The sequence below is a fragment of the Altererythrobacter lutimaris genome, assembly GCF_013371495.1.
GTDB lineage: Bacteria > Pseudomonadota > Alphaproteobacteria > Sphingomonadales > Sphingomonadaceae > Erythrobacter > Erythrobacter lutimaris_A.
Genome location: NZ_JABWTA010000001.1, coordinates 2,506,964 through 2,527,080, shown reverse-complemented (window position 1 = coordinate 2,527,080; position 20,117 = coordinate 2,506,964). Strand labels below are relative to the sequence as shown.

The following is a 20,117-nucleotide window of genomic DNA, read 5'->3' as shown; positions in this document are numbered from 1 at the left end:
TGCTCTCTGAGCGCTTGGTTATTGCGTCGAGCGAATGCGAACCATTGGAGCAGAGGGAGCGGGCGAACTATCAGCTATCAGCAAACCCAGACCAAGCTGCGCGATATTCTTCGCGCAAGCACGCGTGCAGCGCATGATCGGCTTGATGCTGTGATGTCGCATGGTGGCTGGACGAGCGCGGCTGGGTATACGCAATTCCTGCAAGTGCAGCATGCTGCGCGCGCGCCGATTGAGCTCTGGATCGCGGAGCGCTGTCCGACAGAATTTCAGCCGCCTCGTCAGTCACATCTGCTGGAGCAAGATCTTGCCGCAATGGAGGCAAGTGCGGCGGCACCCATCGGCACGTTCGATTTGCCACAGGGTGCCGACCCCCTTGGAGCAGTTTGGGCACTTGCTGGCTCCTCGCTTGGCAATGCCATGATCCAACGTCAGGTCGCTGCCTCGAGCTCTTGTGCTCACTTGCCGCAGAGCTTTCTGACCGATCAGTCCATGCACCGCTTCTGGAAAAGCCTTTTGCCAGTCCTCAACTCGACATGCAGCCGTGAGAAAGCGCAAGCATCATGCCGAGGGGCCAATGCCGTCTTTGCACATTTCCTGCGCGCTGCGGAGACCAGCCAGCTTGAGGCTGCCGCATGAGTGAAGGTCCTCGCCGCTATGAGCTGACCGATTGTGATCGCGAGCCGATCCATATCCTCAATTACATTCAGCCCTTTGGAGGCCTGCTTGCGGCGAACCTTGATTGGACGATCGCTTATCACTCGGACAATGCCTCCGACATGCTCGGATTTGCCGATGATGCGGCAGGGAAATCAATCATCCGTTTGGGAGCGGGTCTTGATAAGGTCCTACGGCCATCAGCTCTGGAGCGGATCAAGTCGAGCCTCTTCGCGCTCGAAACGGACGATTCAGTCGAACGCATTTTCGCCGTCGAACTCGTGAATGACCTTCTGTTTGACTGCGCCATTCATCGCACCGGCTCCACAATCGTCATCGATTTCGAACCGCATTCGACGAGCGCGGGGCAGGAACGCCCGTTCGACTTGCTCGGCCCGCTAACATCGCAGCTCGAAACGACGCATGACCTTCTGAAGATATGCCGGATCGGCGCTGCCAAGCTGAAGAGCATCCTCGGGTACGACAGGGTTATGGTCTATCGTTTCCATGCAGACGGCACCGGCGAAGTGATCGCGGAAGAGCGCGAGGCAGAATTGGAGAGCTTCCTCGGACTGCGCTATCCGCGCACCGATATACCTGAGCAAGCACGCGCGCTCTATCTGCGCAACCGATTCCGGATCATCGCAGACATTGAAGCAGAGCCGGTCGCGATTTTGCCTAAAGGCCGCTTTGGGGCAGAACCGCTCGACCTTTCCATGAGCACACTACGCGCGGTCTCGCCGATCCACATTCAATACCTCAAGAATATGGGTGTCGGCGCGTCTCTATCGATATCCATCGTCCATCAAGGGAAGTTGTGGGGCCTCTTCGCCTGCCACCATTACAGCGCGAAGCCGCTGCCTTTTGCGACCCGCACCACTGCAGAGCTTTTCTCGCAACTGTTTTCACTCGCTCTCGATCGGGCTTTGCTGCGCAAGAGCGAAACCATCCGCGAGGAAGGCCGACGCTTGCATGACCAGCTGATGGTGCGGCTGGCACAAGGGCGCACGCTTATCGAGAATCTGCCGATGCTCGACGAAATGCTGACTGAAACCATCGCGCATGACGGCATGTCCATCTTTGCCGACGGCGTTTATCGCGCGCGTGGTGCAGCGCCCGACCGCGAGGAATTCGAAGCCATGCTGCCTGCGCTTAATGGCTCGCCGCCCGGCAAGATCATTTCGTCAGATTCGATTGCGAAGCATATTTCGACGGCAAGCGCATTTGCCGATCGTGTGGCGGGCGCTCTCATTATTCCGATCTCGCGCAATCCGAGGGATTATCTCGTCCTTTGGCGGCGAGAGCTGCCACAGAAAGTCGTGTGGGGTGGCAACCCTGACAAAGCCGTCACCAAAGACAAACGCAGCGATACACTGACGCCGCGAAGCAGCTTTGCCGCGTGGGAGCAGCGTGTCTCCAATCATTCCGAGCGCTGGAATTCCGATGATTTGCAGATTGCTGAGGGCCTGAGAACGAGCCTGCTGGAAATCATCCTCAAGATGACTGACGACGCTGAACGCGAGCGTCGCAAATCACAAGAGCAGCAATCGCTGCTGATCGCGGAACTCAATCACCGCGTGCGCAACATCCTCAATCTGATCCGCAGTCTGGTGGACCAGTCAAAGCATGAAGCGATCGATGTCACGCAGTTTGTCGATATCGTCCGCGGCAGGATCAGCGCGCTTGCGACTGCACATGAGAACATCACGCGTGAGAACTGGGCCCCTGCCCCGGTTTCCAAGCTGATCGAAGCTGAAGCAAAAGCCTACCTCAACGGCAAGAGCGACCGTCTGCGTTTAAGCGGCGAAGATGTGCTTGTATCTCCGCAAGCGTACACCGTTCTCGCGCTCGTCTTGCACGAAATGGTCACCAATTCTGCCAAATATGGCAGCCTGTGCGACCGGCGCGGCGAACTCGAAATCGCTCTCACCCGCAGCCATGACGGTGATTTGGTTATTGACTGGAAAGAGATCGGGGGCCCGCCGGTGAAGGAGCCTACACGGCGCGGTTTCGGCTCGACCATCATCGAACGCTCGATCCCGTTCGAGTTGAAAGGCGAGACGAAAGTCGACTTCAAACCGTCGGGATTAGAAGCGCATTTCCGCATTCCTGCGACTTATATCGAAGAAGGTGGCGCACTTCTCGCAGTCGATGCGGGAGAAGTCAGCATCCCTCAGCGTGGTGCGTTAAATGCGGCCTCGTCTGGCGATGCATCATCGCTCAAGCCTAACCATGTGCTGCTTGTTGAAGACAGCATGATCATCGCGCTCGACACAGCGGAAATCCTGCGCGGCCATGGCATTGATAGAGTTTCGACCTGCAGCACCGTGGCTGGCGCAATCGAAGCGATCGAAAGCGCTAAGCCTGATTTTGCGCTTGTCGATTTCAATCTTGGAGCGGAGACCAGCGAGCCCATCATTTCAGAGCTGCGCGGCCGCGGTATCCCGTTTGTGCTGGCAACCGGGTATGGCGATGTAAGCGAGCAGGCCTCGGAACTGGGCGCAGCGGGCGTTCTGCAAAAGCCCTATGATCTCAGCGATATACTTCGAGTAGTGCCTGGCTTGAGCGACTAGGCTTCGAGCTAGCTGGCGCTCGCGACGAGCAAAGCAACCGCTTCTTCTCTGAAGCGAAAGGCCGAGAGGCTCCCGGCATAAGCACAGCTACCTGCTGAGACCGGACTGCCGTTCAGGCTGACCTCGCCTTCCAGAGGCAGCACCATGCAAGGCCGCGCGAACTGATCGGTGAGTGCAGGATCAGGCGATCCAATCATTCGGGTTAGCTGAAAATGCGGTCCGCCAACCAGCGCACACGTCTGATCGGGTACTCTTGAGCGATACGCAGCTGAATAAGATCCGCGATCGGCTACCGCAATTGCGCGCTCCAGATGCAGGTCGCGCGGGCGACCATAATCATACAAGCGGAACGTTGTGTCGCTTGATTGCTGGACTTCGACCAGCGAGATACCTGCACCGATGGCATGGACCGTTCCTGCAGGAAGGTAGAAAAAATCGCCTGCTTGAACAGAATGCCATTCCAGTAAGTCTTCGATAGAGCCATCTAGCGCGGCCTCGCGCATCGCGTCCGCTGAAAGCTCCTGTTTGAACCCGATCGCCAGTTTGGCATCCGGGTCTGCGTCAAGGATCAGCCAACACTCTTCCTTGCCGTCCTCACCGTCATGCGCTTGCACATCAGACGGATGGACCTGGACAGACAGCTTGTCGCTGGTGAAGAGGTATTTGACGAGGATGTCATCGAGTTCGGCTGGCGATGCAAACCAGATTTCGCCTACTGGCTCACCTTCTGCAACGCGTCCACGCACTTCGCTGGCAAAGGGTTCAGGCAATTCCCGCCTGCCCCAAACCTTCTCGACCGCACGAGTGGGCAGAATACCCTGTCCGCCCGCGCCGGGCTCAAAGGCGCCTCTTGCGCTCATCCTTCAGCCGGGCCTTGCAACTTACCAACCAATTGCGCGCCATCACGGCTTGTCACCAGCACTTCATTACCGTCAACAATCACACAGATGTCATCGAGACCGACAACAGAAATGCGAGGGCCATCGCTCATCGCGAGCACTTGGCGAGCTTCCTTGAACTCGGCTGCACCAACCGCATGATTGCCATCGCTGTCTTTCGGCAGAGCATCTTGCAGCGCTGCCCAATTGCCGATGTCGGACCACCCCATGCTCGCTTCAACGACAGCTGCACGAGCAGTATTTTCCATTACGGCATAGTCGATAGAGTCGCCTTCGATAGCCTGAAAGCTGTCAGCATCAGGATGGAATTGCAGCCCATCCCGCTTGCCTTCAGCGACAGCCAGTTTCACAGCTTCCGCCATCGCCGGGCGATGTGCGGCTAATTCATCGAGCAATGCGCCGGCACGGAAGGCGAAAATCCCACCATTCCAGGCATATCCTCCTTCCGCGAGGAATGCTTCAGCGCGCGCGAGTTCCGGTTTCTCCACGAACTGTGCGACCTGATGCCCGCCTTCAAGCGCTTCGCCGCGCTTGATATAGCCATAGCCTGTCTCAGGTCGTTCAGGCGCGATGCCGATCGCCACCAACCAATCCTCGCGCGCCAGCTGAGCAGCATTCCTTGCGGCCGCGACAAAGCTATTGTCATCGGCAATATGGTGATCACTTGGACAGACCAGCATGATTGCATCAGGATCAAGCACAGCCGCTGCCAAAGCGATGGCAGGCGCTGTATTTTTCGCAGCGGGCTCTACTACAATCTGCGCGCTTGTCGATTCCGGCAATTGCGCTTCGATGAGCCCAACATGCGCAGCCCCAGCCACGATTACCGGCGCACCAAAAACCGCCGGATCGCTGGCCCGTTCAATCGCCGCACGAAACAGCGTGCGTTCTCCCACTAAAGGGATAAAGGGTTTAGGCGCACTGCGTCTGCTGCGCGGCCACAGGCGTGTTCCGCTGCCGCCACACAAAATCACCGGATAGATCAAGGGCTCGCTCATAATCTCCAGCGTCATAGCGGGAAAGTGTTACAATCCAACCCGGGGTCAAAACCTAGCATTAAAACCAGCGCTGCCGCCAATAGAACGGTGCAGGTGTCGCATTGCCCCGTGAATCCTGCGCGGGCCGAAAACGCAAGCGCTCTTCCACCAGCTGGCAGGTTATCCGGTCAGCATCAGGAAACGGGCTCGCGCGATAGACGGTGCAATTGCGCGCTCGTCCATCAACGCCGACAATCATCCGAACGATCACTTCACTGCCCTTGCGCGCATTGCGTCCGCCTTCTGGGATCGGATAATCACGCGCACTGTTGATGGCACCCGCAATATGGACCGGCTTCGTCACAGCGACCCCGCCCATACCGCCACCTTCCCGGCCACTTCCTGTGCCGAGACCGGAGCCACTTGCCCCCGTCCCGTCACCACTATCACGCGCGCCCGACGTATTTGCTGCACCGGTAGAAGATGCACGGGGCATCGGATCGTCTTGCTTGATAGGGATCTTCGGTGTTGGTGCGGTCACAGGCTTGGGAACGGCTCGCTCGCCGGCCTCCCCTTGTGCACCTTCATCGGGTTCTGGCGTGTTCTCCGGAGGAATAGGCTCGTCGGGCGCCGTAATAGTCACCGTGAAAGCTGAAACGACGCTGCGTTCTACCGATGCAGTCAAATCAGGCGCCAGCATCCGCGCAAACGCGTAGAGCGCCAAGACGTGCAGCAAAGCGAGTATTGCGATCACTCCCCAACGGGTCGGACGGCGCTGTGATGCATATCGTGAGCTGCGAGCCATAGGATCTCTCTACGACAGGTTTGAAGGAAGGCCAATGCCGCCCGAAACGTAGAGCTTCTTTCTAAAACTCAAGTGGAAGAAGAAACATGGTCATGCAAGAAAAGGAGCAGAGCTGGCGCGCATGGGCGCGGTCAGGCGGCTACAGCGTCGTGCTGTTCGCCTGCGTGTGCGGTATGCTGCTGTTCGGAGGGCTGGCATGGGTCAGCCTCGAGTTTACACGGATGGACAGCCGTATCGCTGCGGTTTGGGTCCCTAATGCCGTCGCTGTCGCTCTGCTGCTACGTTTCTCAATTCCAAAGGAGCATCTTTTCCTTCTATCGCTTTGGATCGGCAATTCGATCGCCAATATGGTCGGCGGCGATACACCGTTTTCAGCCGCCTCACTTGCCGCCTGTAATGCCATCGAGATCCAGTTGGCAGTGTCGCTAACCCGCGCATGGTGCGGCCCAAGGCCCGACATGCAAAAGATTGGCGACCTGGCCTGCTTTCTTGCGGCAGCTGCGATTATTGCGCCGATGTCGGCAGCCACTCTCGCCATGCTTGCGCTGCAAGATCAGCCGATCGGCCCTTTGGCAACATGGGCAAAATGGGCGGCAACCGATGGCTTGGGTATGGCTATAATCGCCCCCAGTCTGATGATCCTGATCGATGCGCTCCGGGATTTCACGAAGCCGAACAGCAAGCGCCTTGCGGAATGGAGCGTGATCCTCGTCGGCGGTGCGATCGCGATGATGGCGATCTTCGGTCAGAGCGCAGTGCCTGTCCTGTTCATGGCCCTTCCTATCATTGTCCTACATGCGTTCCGGCTAGGGGCGGCAGGCACGGCAATAGGTATAGCCACCGCAGCCTTCATAGCGATCGAGTTTACCGCTGCAGGACTGGGACCCATAAGTGCGCTTGATGCGTCTGACACTATCAAGCTGATCGTCTTACAGGTCTATCTCGCAGCGGCTTTCCTGATGGGGTTGCCCGTTGCCGCCATGCTGGCCGGACGAGACCGCGCATTGGAAGAACTGGCGGCAAAGCAGTCCGAGATTTCGCTGCTTACCGACAGCATCACGGACGCCGTCCTTCATTTTGACCGCGAGCGTCGCTGTACCTATGCCTCGCGTTCTGTTCAGCAAGTATTGGGAAGCCAACCTGAAGACCTGATAGGTCAAATCAGCGTGCAGCGCGCGCATCCCGAATCTGAATCCCAGGTGACAGCAGTCGAAGAGAGGTTGCTGAGAGGGGAAAGCGAACAGGAACGCATCGTTTTCCGCCGGCAGCAAGACGATGAAGAAGGCCGCCCCGTCTATATCGAAGCTGATTGCGCGGTCGTGCGCGAAGAGGCGGGGGGTCCTGCGACAGGCATAGTGGTGTCAGCACGCGAAGTGACCGATCGGGTCGAGCTCGAAATGCAGCTCACCCGCGCCCGCCGGATTGCCGAGGAAGCAGCACGAGGCAAATCTGAATTCCTCGCCAATATGAGCCACGAAATCCGAACACCCATGAACGGCGTGCTGGGTTTCGCAGAGCTTCTGTCGGAATCCGGCTTGCCGCCCGAGCAGCAGCATCATGCCAAACTGATTGTCCAGTCCGGCCGCTCCATGATGATGTTGCTCAATGACATCCTGGACTTGGCCAAGATCGAAGCCGGCCATGTCACAATCGAGCGCGAAGCAACGGATTTGGGCGAGCTGATACGCGATTGTGTGCGGCTGCATCAAGCAAGCGCGCAGAAGAAGGGGCTCGCTCTGACGTGCGAAGGTGCACGCCAAGGCCCCTACATCATCACCGACGATTTACGGCTGCGCCAGATCTTGCTCAATCTCCTGAGCAATGCTGTCAAATTTACTGAAACCGGATCGATTACATTGCGGCATTCGATCCGCGACAATTTTGTTAATATCGAAATCGAGGATACGGGGATCGGAATCGATGAAGAGCGCCTCGCCACAATCTTCGATCCGTTCGAACAAGCCGAAAGCGACACGGCGCGCCGGTTTGGCGGGACAGGGCTCGGCCTGACGATCAGCCGACAGCTGGCAGAATTGCTTGAAGGTCAGCTCGATGTTGCCTCGGCGCCAGGCGTTGGTAGCCACTTTATGCTTCGCATACCCTATGACAGAGCGCCGGATATGCCTCAGCCTGCCGCACCGAAGGAGGCCGCCGTGCATACCGACATTCCTATCCAGCCCGCGCATATCCTGCTGGCCGAAGATCATGACATAAACCGGATGCTCGTGACCGCGATGCTGGAGCGTTGCGGACAGCGGGTAACCGTTGCGCGCGATGGGGAGGAGGCAATTGAAGCAGTGTTGGGGGCGTTCAGCGAGAGCGCGCCTTTCGATCTCGTTCTCATGGACATCCAGATGCCCGGTTGCGATGGATATTTTGCAACGCGTACCATCAGAGCAGAAGGGATCCGAGCGAGCGACCTGCCAATTATTGCGCTGACTGCAAACGCCTATCCTGAAGACATAGCTGCGGCACGCGAAGCGGGCATGCAAGGTCATCTCGCCAAACCGCTGGCGTTTGCGGACCTCGTGCAAGCGCTGCAGCGATGGCTACCCGTTCGTATTGTTGAAGAGACGAGCGAGCTAGCGACTCCCTCTGCCCACCAGGCTCCTGGAAACGATCCGGCAGGCACAGTGCATTCGCCTTCTTTGGTCGAGAAATGGCAAGTCCGCCGGCGCGAAACGCTCGATGCTGTGAGCGCTGCTCTGAGAGACGATGCCCTGAGAGGGGAAGATGCCGAAGCGCTCGCCAACCTTGTCCATACACTTGCAGGCACTGCCGGCATGTTTGGCGAAGCGAAGCTCGGCGAATGTGCCTCTGAACTGGAAAGGTCACTCAAGAACGATGCGCAGTCTGGTGAGCGGCGAGGTCTGGCAAAGCAATTGCTGGAGACAGCGCGTACGGCCTCATCGCTCAAGGGTCAGACGGCGGACAAAGAATAACACCGCGTTGCAAATGAAAACGGCGGAGCTTCGTGTTGAAGCCCCGCCGCTCTCTTCTGCGATACCTAATCGGTGAGGATTAGAAGTCGTAAGTGATACCCACTTGGATCTGCCAGACAGATGGGAAGGTCGAGAAACGTTCTGTGTTCGGTGAACGAACGCGCTCATACACGTACTGACCAGCATCATTGATTGTCGTGTCAACAACCGGAAGGTTATACTCAAAGCCGATTTGCTCGAGCGTGTTCCAGCTGCTGTCAATCAGGTTGAGGGCATTCTCAACGTCAAGGATCAGACGGAAACGGTCACGATCGAAGAACCCTGGAAGCTCTTGCGTGAAGCGAAGGTCCAAGTCCCAATAATCGCTTGAACGGAACTGGTTGCGATCAAGAATTTGGCCACGGAACTCTTCCAGTCCAAAGTCAGCGACGAATGCATTGAAGTCGGCCTCGACGTCAGGCGATGCGAAGACAACATTCGGGTCGTTGAGCGTCGGAACATACAAAAGTACGCGATCTTCAAAGCAGCGGCTGTCGCCGAACGGGTTACGCCCAGCATCAGGATCACTGCAAGGGAACGATGACGTTTCATAGTTGTAGCTGAACGGTTGACCGGTGCGATACTTCAGGAAGAACGTGAACTGTGTCTCGTTGTCTCCAAAGATATCTTTCTCAAGGTTCAAGCGGAAAACCGCGTTATGCTTACGCGAAGCGTTCGCTGTCGAAGCCAGTGGGTTGTTCACATCCGCTTTCGAGAAGTTGCCGAAGTTCGACACTGCGCGGCTCGATGTAAGCGGCTGAATTTCCGTCACATCCTGGAAGCTGTAGGCGAGCAGCACGCTACCCCCGATGCCCAATGGCCCGGCTTCCTGGCTCCAGCGATTGCTGAGCGAGGTGCTGATGACATGACCGCGACCACCCTTGCCGTTCGTTAGCAGATAATCACTTGTCGGACGGCTTGCACAGAATGTCGGGCTCAGCTCATCGGAGTCTCCCGGAGTTGTAGCGCAATCGGGGTCAAGGAAATCAACCTGGCGATAGAGCGGACGGCCATCAGGCGCTGTACCGGTCTGTGCAAGTGTCAAATCCTGAACAAACAGCGGGTCGTATGACTTCGAGTACAGGTAATCGACCATGAAGCGCCAACCGTTGTTGAACTCATGGTCGAGACCCAGGTTCGCCCGCAGGAAGGTCGGAATATTGAAGTTTGGATCAATCGCGTTGACTTCACCATCACCTGCCACAAGCAAGCCTTCTGTCCCGGTTGGCAGGCTGAAACCGTTGGTGACCAACGGGATGCCTGCATCAGCCAGATCGTCTTCGTCGACATCGTCCAGCGTTACACCATTGTTGGTGTAGCTGTTCGAGAAGATCACGGACGGGTCGCCACCGGAGAAGATGCCGACACCGCCGCGGAACGTGGTGTTCCCGGCAAAGGTCTCGCCCGCATCGTAACGGAAGCCGAAACGTGGCTGCAATGCGTCGAGATTGTCGTAGCCGGTCTGGTTGGTGAAGCCGTACCGCTGCAAGAACGTTGGGTTCTGCGCTGGATTCACACTGCCATTGTAGAAATCATAACGCAGACCGAACTGGAGCGTCAGGTCAGGCGTAGCAAGCCACTCGTCCTGAATGTAGAAGCTGTAGATTTCGCGCTCGAAGATGGCGGTCGCATCATCGCGATCACCCGAAACGGGCGCGCGAACACGGAATGCGGTCGGTGTTTGCGCGATCAGGTCTGCAAAGCTGTCGAACTCAGCAACGCCATTACCGGACTGAATAAACAGGTTGAACACATCGAACCGGTCATACTCAGCACCGATGGTGAAGTTGTGATTGCCGGCAGTGAGGAAGCCCGCAACTTTGACTTGGTCAGTCGTAGTGCGCAGATCGTTGGCCTGACGGAACTCGTCCGGACCGACAAAGATCACACCGCCGCTTGGCGTTGTGATTTCAAACTCTTGGAAATCGACGCCATTCAAACTGTCTTGCTGGTCGGAGTTCTCGATCCGAGAAACACGCACTTCGGTCGAGAAGTTGTCAGACCAATCAGAGAACAAGCGCAGCGAATAAGAGTCGATCTTGTTGCCCGACTGATACCAGTTTGAAGACAGACCAATTTCGCTATCGCGATCATCGAGGTTCTGAGTGGTTACGAAGTTCTCGCGGGTACGCTGGTAATTGAACGCGACCCGCTGAGTGTCGCTCAAATTAGCGTCAATACGCGCAAGAATACGCTCTGTTTCACGGGGAATTGACGGAAGGAAGTCACCAGCGTCAAAACCATACACATCCTGCATGATTTGTTGGACCTGAGCGATTTCATCGAGCGTTACGTCTTCGGCTATACGGCCAAGGCCCGAACCGGCAGGTCCAGTATCGACACCTTCGCTACCCTCTTCCTTGTCATAGGTCAGGTGGAAGAACAGCTTGTCCTTGATGATCGGGCCGCCGAGATATGCACCATACTTCTTGTTATCGAAGCTCGCGATAGTCACGTCGCGACCGTTCACGGTATCGCCGACTAAGCTGTCGTCGTTGTAGTAGAAAAAAGCACCGCCAGAGAACTCGTTGGTCCCCGACTTGGTAACGGCGTTGATGTTACAGCCTGAGAACAGGCCGTACTGGACATCAAATGGAGCAAACTCGACAGAAACTGACGAGAGCGCTTCGAACGGGAACGGCTGGGATTCACTCGGGAAACCCGAGTCGTTCAAGCCAAAACCATCATCCTGGCGAACGCCGTCAACCGTCAGTGAGTTGACGCGGGTCGAAGCACCCAAGCAAGACACCGTACCGCGGTTTGATGCGCTGTCCGGAAAGGTCGAATCCAGCAGAACACGCGGGTCGGTCTGGATAATGTCACGAATGTCGCGTGTCGCAGACGGCTGGCTTTGGAGGACCTGCAGATCGTAGGAAGAACCCGGGCCAAGCGCGCGCGGCGTGGTTACGATCGCTGTCGCAGAAACGATGATCTCGTCCATGGCCTCATTCGTGTCAGCCAATTCGAAGCGCAGTGAGGTTGTATCACCAAGCGTCGCGAAGATACCTTCGACGCGCTCACCCTGATAACCAGCCGCATTTGCTGAAACTGTGAAAGGGCCACCAACTTCCAGGCTGCGGAAGGTAAAGCCGCCTGAACTTGAAGTCGTTACTGTCGAGGTGCGACCTGTACGGGTGTCAGTAATCGTTACGCTTGCACCGCCAACAGGCTCACCTGCCTCAGTGGTCACAACACCCTGAACCGAAGAAGTCACTTCCTGTGCTGCAGCCGGCGCTGCAAAAGTCGCTGCCGCAGTGAGGCTGACTGCGCTCGCTGCAAGAAGATATTTGATTTTCATGTTGGTCTGTCCCTTGATCACATGAATGGAGAGAGAACGAAATTCCGTGATGCTCCCCGCCTAGGGAGATTCCGAGACAGCCAAAAGGCGGTTTTGTGACAGAAATGTGAAAAACCACAGCTTTGCACCAGAGCAGTTGGTATCAAGCCTATGCAGGCCGTGCTGTAGCTACGGGAATCCGCGGTGTTGAGCACCATGTTGCTGCAACGCAACAGACTCCAAAAAACAGGAGAGGCTTGTAACCTTTTCCCGCTGACCTAAGCCAGATTGATCTCTCGCAGCCGTTGCTGAAGAAATTCATGGCTGGAAATAGGCTCAGGCGCCTCCGATTCGCGCCCTTTTTCGACGCAGCTTTCCAAAGTCTCGATCACATAGTCAGGACGGAAATGCAGGAAGAAAGGCATCGAATAGCGCGAGCGTGTTTTCGCAGCGCCATGCGGATTTACAACCCGGTGAGTGGTCGAGCGCAGACGGCTATTCGTAAGCCGGTCGAGCATGTCACCGACATTGATGACGAGCGCACCTTCCGGCACGTCCACAGCCTTCCAGTTTCCTTGCCTGGTCAGCAGTTCAAGCCCTGCTTCTTCAGCGCCCAGTAGCAGTGTGATCGTATTGATATCGCCATGCGCTGCGGCTCGGATTGCACCATCAGGTGCGTCTTCGCCAAGCGGCGGATAATGGAGCAGTCGCATCACCGAATTGCCGTCTTCGACAGTCGATGCGAAATACTGCTGATTTAGCCCCAGATGCAAAGCGATTGCTTCAAGGACCCGCAAGCCCGCTGTTTCGAACGCTGCATAGAGCGTGCTGAATGTCTCGCGAAAGCCTTCAACTTCATCGGGCCACATATTGGGCGCCATAAACTCAGCTAGAGGATGCCCTTCTGGCAAAGAGCGGCCCACGTGCCAGAATTCCTTCAAGTCGAAGATCTGCGCGTCCTTGGCTTTTTCCGTCCCAAACGGGGTATATCCACGCGACCCGCCAATGCCGGGCTTGTGATAGCTGCGCTTCACATCCTCCGGCAGTGCGAAGAACTCCTTCGACTTGGCTTCTGCCTGTTCGATCAGATCCTGGGGGATGCCGTGGTCGCGCACGACCGCGAAGCCAAACTCGGCAAAGCTACGGCCCAGCTCGTCAGCGATGGTTTCAAGCGGCTGGGCAAGGCTCACAACCGCGATGTTGTTTTGAGACTCAGTCATATCGGTCACTTTAGTCAGGCAAGATGATCTTAGTAAGGCAGAAACAGGCCTGCCAGCGCCGCGCTCATCAAATTGGCGAGACTGCCAGCAGCCAGAGCCCGCAATCCCAGCTTTGCGATTACGGGTCTTTGATTTGGCGCAAGCCCTCCGGTCACAGCCATCTGGATCGCGATCGAGGAGAAATTCGCAAATCCGCAAAGGGCGAAGGTGACGACCGCACGGCTCCTTTCAGACAGACCCTCCATCTGGCCCAGATCGATGAATGCGACGAATTCGTTGAGCACGATCTTCGTGCCGAACAGGCCTCCGGCAGCACCCGCATCTGCCCACGGGATGCCGATCAGGAACATGACCGGCGCAAAGACATAACCGAGCAATTGCTGGAATGAGACATCAGGATACCCGAACCAGCCGCCAATTCCGCCAAGAATGCCGTTCGCAAGCGCTACAAGCGCGACAAACACCATGACCATGGCGCCAACCGCTACAGCCAGCTTTACACCGGTTTGCGTACCTTGGGCTGCCGCTTCGATAATGTTTGCAGGGTTATGGCCGTCCTCGAAGGTTTCAGACACCGCGACATCAGCCATCAGCTTGTCGTGTTCAGCGGCTTCTTCCGGGTCATCCGGCATGATGATTTTCGCCATCAGGATACCGCCAGGCGCAGACATGAACGCGGCAGCGAGCAAATACGGAACTGCGTCATTGCCGAGGAAAGCAGCATAAGCGGCAAGAATGGTGCCCGCGACACCCGCCATGCCAACGCACATGAGCGTGAACAGGCGGCTTGGCGGTAAAGCCGCCAGATAGGGTCGCACAACCAGCGGGCTCTCCGATTGACCCACGAAGATATTGGCAGCGCTGCCCAGCGCCTCGACTTTGCTGATGCCGGTAATCCACCCGATTGCCCCGCCAACCCAGCGCACCAACCGTTGCATGATTTGCAGATAGTAAAGGATCGACACAAGCGCTGCGAAGAACACGATAACCGGCAAAGCCGCGATCAGAAACGTGCTTGCAAAGGGATTGCTGTCCATGGGTCCGAAAATCGTCTCGATCCCGGCAACGGAGTAGCTGAGCAACGCGATCACTCCGTCGGACATGAACTCGATCACGCCCACCCCGAAAGACGTACGCAAAACGAGCAAGGCGATGAGCGCCTGCAACGCAAAGGCCGCGCCAACAACGCGCAACTTGATCCGTTTCTTGCCCGTTGAAAGCAGGAAAGCGATAGCGAGGATTACGAGTATCCCGGCAATATTTATGAGAAATGGCGGCATGAGACCCCTTCAGCGGCCAGAATCGATGGAATGGCAGCGTCTCGCCTTTTGTCGCGCGTCAGTCAAATTCTGAAAGCCTGATAGCACACGCTTCCCACAGGCTGTCAGACGCGACATCTTCCCTTTTCAACCGCTCGCGCATAGGCCTTGCGGATGAACGCAAGCGAAGAAACGGATACGGTCGCGGGCATGACAATGCCGCGCGGATTGTTTGTCTATCTGCTGCTGTATGGCGGCATGACTGTGATTGCAGGCGTACTGGCTTTCAAACAAGTCCAGCTTTGGCCCACACAGCTCGCAGTTGAAGCGGGAATTTTCGCGTTCCTGATGCTGGTCGTGATCAGCAGCACAATCGCGCAGCTCTATGGAGAGAGCATGGCGAAGCGCCTGGTTTGGTGGGGCTTTGTGCCTCTGTGCATCTCCGCTGCACTCATTGGCCTCGTCAATATCCTACCTGCCTCACCGGAAATGCTGGAATTTCGTACAGGCGATCTGGCCGCCTTCGAAACCGTGCTTTCGCAGACACCGCGGATCATGCTGGCCGGACCCGCTGCTTACATCGTTTCCCTGCTGCTCAATGTGTGGATTTTCTCGCGCCTTCGCGGAGACGGTGAAGCGGACACATTCGGTTTGATGGTGCGCGGCGCGATCGCGTCGGCCTTGAGCCAGGCAATTGACTCTGTGATTTTTGTTACGCTCGCATTCTACGGCGAGTTCGACATTACGGATCTGCTGATTGGTCAGGTGATCGCGAAGGTGACATTGAGCATTGTCTTGGTGCCATTCCTGATCACCGGCGGCGTCAAACTCGCGCGTTGGCTCGACCAGAAACCGCTTTGAACTAGAGCGAAGCGGCTACCACAGCCGCAGCGCGCTCGCCGCTTTCGAACGCTGCTTCCATCCCTGTGCTAGCGCGCGCGAGATGCTCGCCTGCAAAGTGCAAGCGTCGGCCTGCGCGCCGGACAGTTGCCGCGAGATCGCTCGCCATGCCAGTCCCGATATGGTGGTAGATGCCTGCGCTGAATGGCGAGCGCTGCCAACTATAGAACGCAATGTCTTCTATCTGACCTTGCGAAGATGGACGCGCTTGAGTGAGCCGCTCCACAATCATCGCTTTCGCCGTCTCGCGCGGCAATCGGTCCAGCATGTCTGCCCCTGCCCCGGTCGTCCAAAGCTTCAACATGGGAGGGCTGTCGCCAAGAACGAAAACACGGCCAAGCAAAGGATCATCGGTCCAGGTCGTCGCGGGCAATCCGTCCTCGCGCCAGAATGGTGTCTTAGCTTGAATGAAGGCAAAGCTCGCGCGGGTGTATGGAAGCTCTGCGATCATCCTCGCAGCCGGAGGCATCAATGGAGTTTCAAGCTTGATCTGGCGCAATGCTGCAAACGGTATGGTGCAGAGCACCTGCCGTGCCTTTATTGTGCCCGCGGAAGTCTCCAAGACCACTCGGTCAGCTTCTTCGCGAATGGCAGTGATCTTCACACCTGTGCGCACTGGCCCCTTGAGCGATGCCGCCATGGCTTCCGGCAACCGCTGCGTCCCGCCTTTGACGGTGTATATCGGGCCCGGCTGGCTGCGGTAGATCGCTGCGCTGCGCAAGGCATTGAGCTGCGAGGTTCCAGCAAGTGTGTTCCCGTTGAAATTCGCTTCCATCAGACGCAGCGCTTGCTCATCCGCACCCGCATTTGCCAATGCCGTACGCAAGGAAATGTCGAGCTCTTGCGGGGCATTCATCCACGCTGCTGGAGAGGAAAGTTGCGACAAGCCGCGCATATAAGTCCGCAAGAGCGCCGCAGGCTCTGTCTGGCGAAGCGGCTCTTCCAACTTGTTGGCTAAGCTAGTGGGCCAGGCATCAGGGGCAATCGCCGCATCGCCTGCGATCGCGTAGGCATTGCCGGGCAGATCTGCGATGCCAGCGCCCGCTCCGCCACCTGTGACTAGCTCTATGCCCAATGCGTCAGCAGCAGCGCGCAGCCTTGTATAGCCGCTGCCGATCTGGATGCCGCCTGCTTCTGGCGCACCGGGCAAATCGTCGAGCGTGTGCGCGCGCCCGCCTATTCTGTCGCGCGCTTCCAGAACCGTGACTTTAGCACCTGAAAACTCAAGCATTCTCGCCGCGGCAAGCCCCGCAAAGCCCGCACCAATGATGACCACTTCATCCTGCGTCGCCGCCCATGCCATGCGCGGCGCAGCCCCTGCGAGAATAGCTGCTGCACTGCCCTTTAATGCGGAGCGACGGGTAATCATTGCGGGTCCTCCTCAGACGTCGCTCAAGATCGCCCGCTGAGCGCCCCTAGGTCAAGGAAAGACTGATTGGGAAAGGTGGTGAGCCCTGCAGGGGTCGAACCTGCGACCTACTGATTAAAAGTCAGTTGCTCTACCGACTGAGCTAAGGGCCCCCACTTTGTGGGCTCGCACAAGACTCTATGTCGGCGCATGCGCGAGACGGCTCACCTAGTGACACCGCGCGGGCGGGTCAAGCGTGCAAACAGCTGTGCTAAAGAAAGTCCGGTCACCGGGTCATGCCAGTCAGCAGCCACCGTTTTGGCAGGGCCCAGAACAAAGTCCCGCTCGCGGAAGCGCGGATGCGGGATTGCCAAGTCTTCGATCACGAAAATTCCGCCATCCCACAGCACAATATCAATGTCGATTGTCCGCGCTTTCCAGAGCTGACCGCGGCGCTTGCGGCGCAGGCCATCTTCAACCGCGCGGGCGAGCAGCAACATGCTGGCAGGCGTACGGTAGGTCTCAACCAGTGCCACTGCGTTCGTATACTCGCGGCTCGATGGACCGACGGCAGCGCTGCGAATGAAAGGGGAGACGCTGTGAAACCAGAGCCCGAGGTCCTCTAAGTCCTCGATCGCTGCTTTGATCACCTCGCTAGGGCTCCCGATACCCGCGACACGCATATTGGAGCCGAACGCGAGCACATAACGATGCGACACCTTTGCCGCCAGATCACCAGCTGGGTCCGCTAGCTCAGCTGCCGTGCTCATGTGTCTTCTGCGATGCGGCCATAAAGCTGCGGACGCCGATCGCGAAAGAAGCCCATGCCTGCGCGGTGCGTCGCGGCTTGATCGAGATCGAGTGTTGCAACGAGGATGCCGTCTTCTTCCTTGCCGAATTCTACTACCTTGTCGCCCCATTCATTGGTGATGAAGGAATGTCCGTAAAAGGCCTGGCCTTGTTCTTCGCCAATCCGGTTTGCAGCGATCACCGGCATACAATTGGAGACCGCATGGCCTTGCATGGCGCGTTGCCACATACGGCTGGTGTCCAGATCCGCATCATAGGGCTCAGAGCCAATTGCGGTCGGATAGAGGAGCATCTCTGCGCCCATCAATGCCATCACGCGGGCGCATTCGGGATACCATTGGTCCCAGCAAATGCCGACGCCGATCTTGGCAGAGCCGCCTTCCCGCAGCGCAATGTCCCAGACCTTGAACCCGTCATTGCCCGGGCGGAAATAGAACTTCTCCTCATAGCCCGGCCCATCGGGAATGTGGCTCTTGCGGTAAGTGCCTGTGACCTCGCCGCGCGGATCGATCATCGCGAGCGTGTTGTAATAGTGATGTCCGTCGCGTTCGAAGAAGCTCGTCGGGATGGTCACTTTCAGTCTCGCCGCAAGCTTGCGCATGGCGATGACCGAGGGATGCTCCAGTGTCGGACGAGCAAGCGCAAACAGCGCTTCATCTTCGGTCTTGCAAAAATAAGGCCCTGAGAAAAGTTCGGGCGGTAGGATCAGCTCTGCTCCGCGCGCGGCCGCCTGTTCGACCAGCTCGCTGACCGCGGCGATGTTCTCAGCCTCGTCATCGCTGCCAAGCGGCAGCTGAAGGGCGGCAACAGTGATCTCTCTCATGTGCCGCCCTTTAAGCCCAGTTTCAGAAACTGAAAAGTCAGTCCGCTTTCTTGAACAGAAGCGTCATGCGGTCGCTTTCGCCGATCGCGCGATGCTTGACCTGTTCTTCTTCGCTCTGACGGCCAAAGCTCAGCATCGGAGGAAGCGTCCATACGCCGCCTTCCCAATCCGCCGGGTCATTGGGATTCGCGTTGATTTCAGAACTGCCAGCCAGCTCGAAGCCAGCCGCTTCGAATGTCGCGATGACGTCTTCTGTGCGCATGTAGCCGCGCTGGCGCGCACCGTAATCGTCATAGCTTGCGCCATCGGGCGCACGGTGCTGGACGACACCGATCATGCCATCATCCTTCAGCAGCGGACGAAGCGTGCGCAGGACGCCATCCGCAAGGCTATTGTGGTGCAGGCCGTGCATGGACCGGAAGATCACGACACGATCGACTGTTCCATTAAGCTCTTCCGGCACTTCGTCGATTTCAAACGCGTGGACTGCATCCGCTTCAATGCCCATATTCTCAGCAACGGTGTTCTTGAAGTTTTCCGTCCAGCCTTTGGAGCGCGCTTCCTGAGCACGGTTGCTGTATTCGCGTGCATCGCTGTCTGCATTGACTGCGATATACTTGCCAGCAGGCATCAAATACGGCGCGAGGACACGGGTATACCAGCGCCCGCCCGGCCCCCATTCAATCACTGTCATAGTTGGCTCGATACCGAAGAATGCGAGCGTCTCAGCCGGGTTGCGATACTGATCGCGCGCGCGGTCACCATCGCGGCGCTCATGCGCAAGCACGTCTTCAAGCTTGGGTGCGGCGGAATGGTCGCCATGATCATCGGCGAACGCCGGAGCAACGGGGGCAGCGAGAGCCAAGGCAGCAAGGGCAATAAGGGGCTTTTTCATGTCAGGTCCTCTCCATGGGGGATGCGCAGAGTTGCAAATATCAGCAATAGTTGAGCGCAGGCAGATGACAAGCGCTCGCACAATACCTAACTGACAAGCGAGCAAGGAGTTTCTGCAAATGGCGAGGATTTCGTGATGGAAAAGGCTATCATAGCTGGCGGCTGTTTCTGGTGCACTGAAGCTGTGTTCCGCGATGTCGTCGGCGTTTCCGAAGTGGAAAGCGGTTATATCGGCGGCACAATCGAGAACCCGTCATATAAGCAGGTCTGCACTGGCGGCACTGGCCATGCCGAAGGCATTCGCGTGACCTTCGACCCAGCTGTCATTTCACTGGCTGAGATCTACGATGTGTTTCTCGGCACGCATGATCCGACGCAGCTCAATCGCCAGGGCAACGATGTCGGTACGCAATATCGCAGTGCGATCTTCCCGCTTGATGACGCGCAAAAGACCGAGGCTGAGGCAGCCATCGCGCGCTGGAATGGCGAACATCCCGGGCAAGAGGCAGTCACGACCATTGAAGGTACTGAAGGTGGCCTTGCAGCGACATGGTTCCCGGCAGAAGACTACCATCAGGAATACTGGGAAGGAGAAGGCCAGCGGAACCCCTACTGCCTCGCTGTGATCCCGCCCAAGCTGATGAAGCTTCGCAAGAGCTTTCAGGACAAGGTCAAGGCGTAGCAAAGCAGTCGCCAG

15 protein-coding genes and 1 tRNA gene are annotated in these 20,117 nt (G+C 57.4%); 5 read left to right on the top strand and 11 right to left on the bottom strand.

The genetic code is table 11. The annotated features are described in order from the left end of the window. The first annotated feature begins 21 nt into the window (after positions 1-21). Both HUO12_RS12280 and HUO12_RS12275 read left to right on the top strand, forming a co-directional pair. The gene (locus HUO12_RS12280) at positions 22-636 is read left to right on the top strand and encodes a biliverdin-producing heme oxygenase (protein WP_176273869.1); all 615 of its coding nucleotides are present in this window, start codon (positions 22-24) and stop codon (positions 634-636) included. Further along, positions 633-3,227, top strand: a complete 2,595-nt coding sequence (locus tag HUO12_RS12275) for an HWE histidine kinase domain-containing protein (RefSeq protein ID WP_176273868.1) — start codon at positions 633-635, stop codon at positions 3,225-3,227. The genes HUO12_RS12280 and HUO12_RS12275 overlap by 4 nt, the downstream gene beginning before the upstream one ends. Before the next feature lie 8 nt (positions 3,228-3,235). Here the strand turns inward: HUO12_RS12275 and HUO12_RS12270 are convergent, their stop codons facing one another. Genes HUO12_RS12270 through HUO12_RS12260 form a run of 3 tightly spaced genes read right to left on the bottom strand, consistent with a single transcriptional unit; the run spans position 3,236 to position 5,908 of the window. After that, the gene (locus tag HUO12_RS12270; protein WP_176273867.1) at positions 3,236-4,087 is read right to left on the bottom strand and encodes a class I mannose-6-phosphate isomerase; all 852 of its coding nucleotides are present in this window, start codon (positions 4,085-4,087) and stop codon (positions 3,236-3,238) included. Continuing rightward, positions 4,084-5,139 carry a mannose-1-phosphate guanylyltransferase gene (locus tag HUO12_RS12265; protein ID WP_232367392.1) on the bottom strand — a complete coding sequence of 352 codons (1,056 nt, stop codon included), beginning with the start codon at positions 5,137-5,139 and terminating at the stop codon, positions 4,084-4,086. Before HUO12_RS12265 ends, HUO12_RS12270 begins: the two co-directional genes overlap by 4 nt. Before the next feature lie 43 nt (positions 5,140-5,182). Beyond that, complete coding sequence (locus HUO12_RS12260) at positions 5,183-5,908, bottom strand: energy transducer TonB (protein ID WP_176273866.1); 726 nt, start codon at positions 5,906-5,908, stop codon at positions 5,183-5,185. Between the two features lie 86 nt (positions 5,909-5,994). On the opposite strand from HUO12_RS12260, the gene HUO12_RS12255 reads away from it, so the two are divergent. Beyond that, the gene (locus HUO12_RS12255; RefSeq protein WP_176273865.1) at positions 5,995-8,850 is read left to right on the top strand and encodes an ATP-binding protein; all 2,856 of its coding nucleotides are present in this window, start codon (positions 5,995-5,997) and stop codon (positions 8,848-8,850) included. Positions 8,851-8,929: 79 nt separating this feature from the next. Here HUO12_RS12255 and HUO12_RS12250 read toward each other — a convergent pair whose 3' ends face one another. From HUO12_RS12250 to HUO12_RS12240, 3 genes are all read right to left on the bottom strand, one after another. Next, positions 8,930-12,187, bottom strand: coding sequence for a TonB-dependent receptor (locus HUO12_RS12250; protein WP_176273864.1), 3,258 nt, complete (start codon positions 12,185-12,187; stop codon positions 8,930-8,932). 257 nt (positions 12,188-12,444) lie between these two features. Further along, entirely contained in the window at positions 12,445-13,386 is a 942-nt protein-coding gene (locus HUO12_RS12245; RefSeq protein WP_176273863.1) for an isopenicillin N synthase family dioxygenase, read from the bottom strand. A 29-nt stretch (positions 13,387-13,415) separates the two neighbouring features. After that, the gene (locus tag HUO12_RS12240) at positions 13,416-14,666 is read right to left on the bottom strand and encodes a NupC/NupG family nucleoside CNT transporter (protein WP_176273862.1); all 1,251 of its coding nucleotides are present in this window, start codon (positions 14,664-14,666) and stop codon (positions 13,416-13,418) included. Between the two features lie 153 nt (positions 14,667-14,819). Between HUO12_RS12240 and HUO12_RS12235 the strand changes: the two genes are divergently transcribed. Further along, positions 14,820-15,506, top strand: coding sequence for a queuosine precursor transporter (locus HUO12_RS12235; protein ID WP_176273861.1), 687 nt, complete (start codon positions 14,820-14,822; stop codon positions 15,504-15,506). A 1-nt stretch (position 15,507) separates the two neighbouring features. Here HUO12_RS12235 and HUO12_RS12230 read toward each other — a convergent pair whose 3' ends face one another. The 5 genes from HUO12_RS12230 to HUO12_RS12210 all read right to left on the bottom strand — a co-directional run bounded on the left by HUO12_RS12230 (position 15,508) and on the right by HUO12_RS12210 (position 19,421). Next, on the bottom strand, positions 15,508-16,914 hold the full coding sequence (locus HUO12_RS12230) for a flavin monoamine oxidase family protein (protein ID WP_176273860.1): 1,407 nt from the start codon (positions 16,912-16,914) through the stop codon (positions 15,508-15,510). A gap of 76 nt (positions 16,915-16,990) precedes the next feature. Then, positions 16,991-17,066 (bottom strand) — tRNA-Lys (locus HUO12_RS12225). A 51-nt stretch (positions 17,067-17,117) separates the two neighbouring features. Beyond that, positions 17,118-17,663: a 2-amino-4-hydroxy-6-hydroxymethyldihydropteridine diphosphokinase gene (gene folK, locus HUO12_RS12220; protein ID WP_176273859.1), complete on the bottom strand. Its 546-nt coding sequence runs from the start codon at positions 17,661-17,663 to the stop codon at positions 17,118-17,120. Then, positions 17,660-18,526, bottom strand: a complete 867-nt coding sequence (aguB, locus tag HUO12_RS12215) for an N-carbamoylputrescine amidase (RefSeq protein ID WP_176273858.1) — start codon at positions 18,524-18,526, stop codon at positions 17,660-17,662. The genes folK and aguB overlap by 4 nt, the downstream gene beginning before the upstream one ends. Before the next feature lie 37 nt (positions 18,527-18,563). After that, on the bottom strand, positions 18,564-19,421 hold the full coding sequence (locus HUO12_RS12210; protein ID WP_176273857.1) for a class I SAM-dependent methyltransferase: 858 nt from the start codon (positions 19,419-19,421) through the stop codon (positions 18,564-18,566). A 135-nt stretch (positions 19,422-19,556) separates the two neighbouring features. Between HUO12_RS12210 and msrA the strand changes: the two genes are divergently transcribed. Further along, positions 19,557-20,102, top strand: a complete 546-nt coding sequence (msrA, locus tag HUO12_RS12205; protein ID WP_176273856.1) for a peptide-methionine (S)-S-oxide reductase MsrA — start codon at positions 19,557-19,559, stop codon at positions 20,100-20,102. Positions 20,103-20,117: the final 15 nt, after the last annotated feature.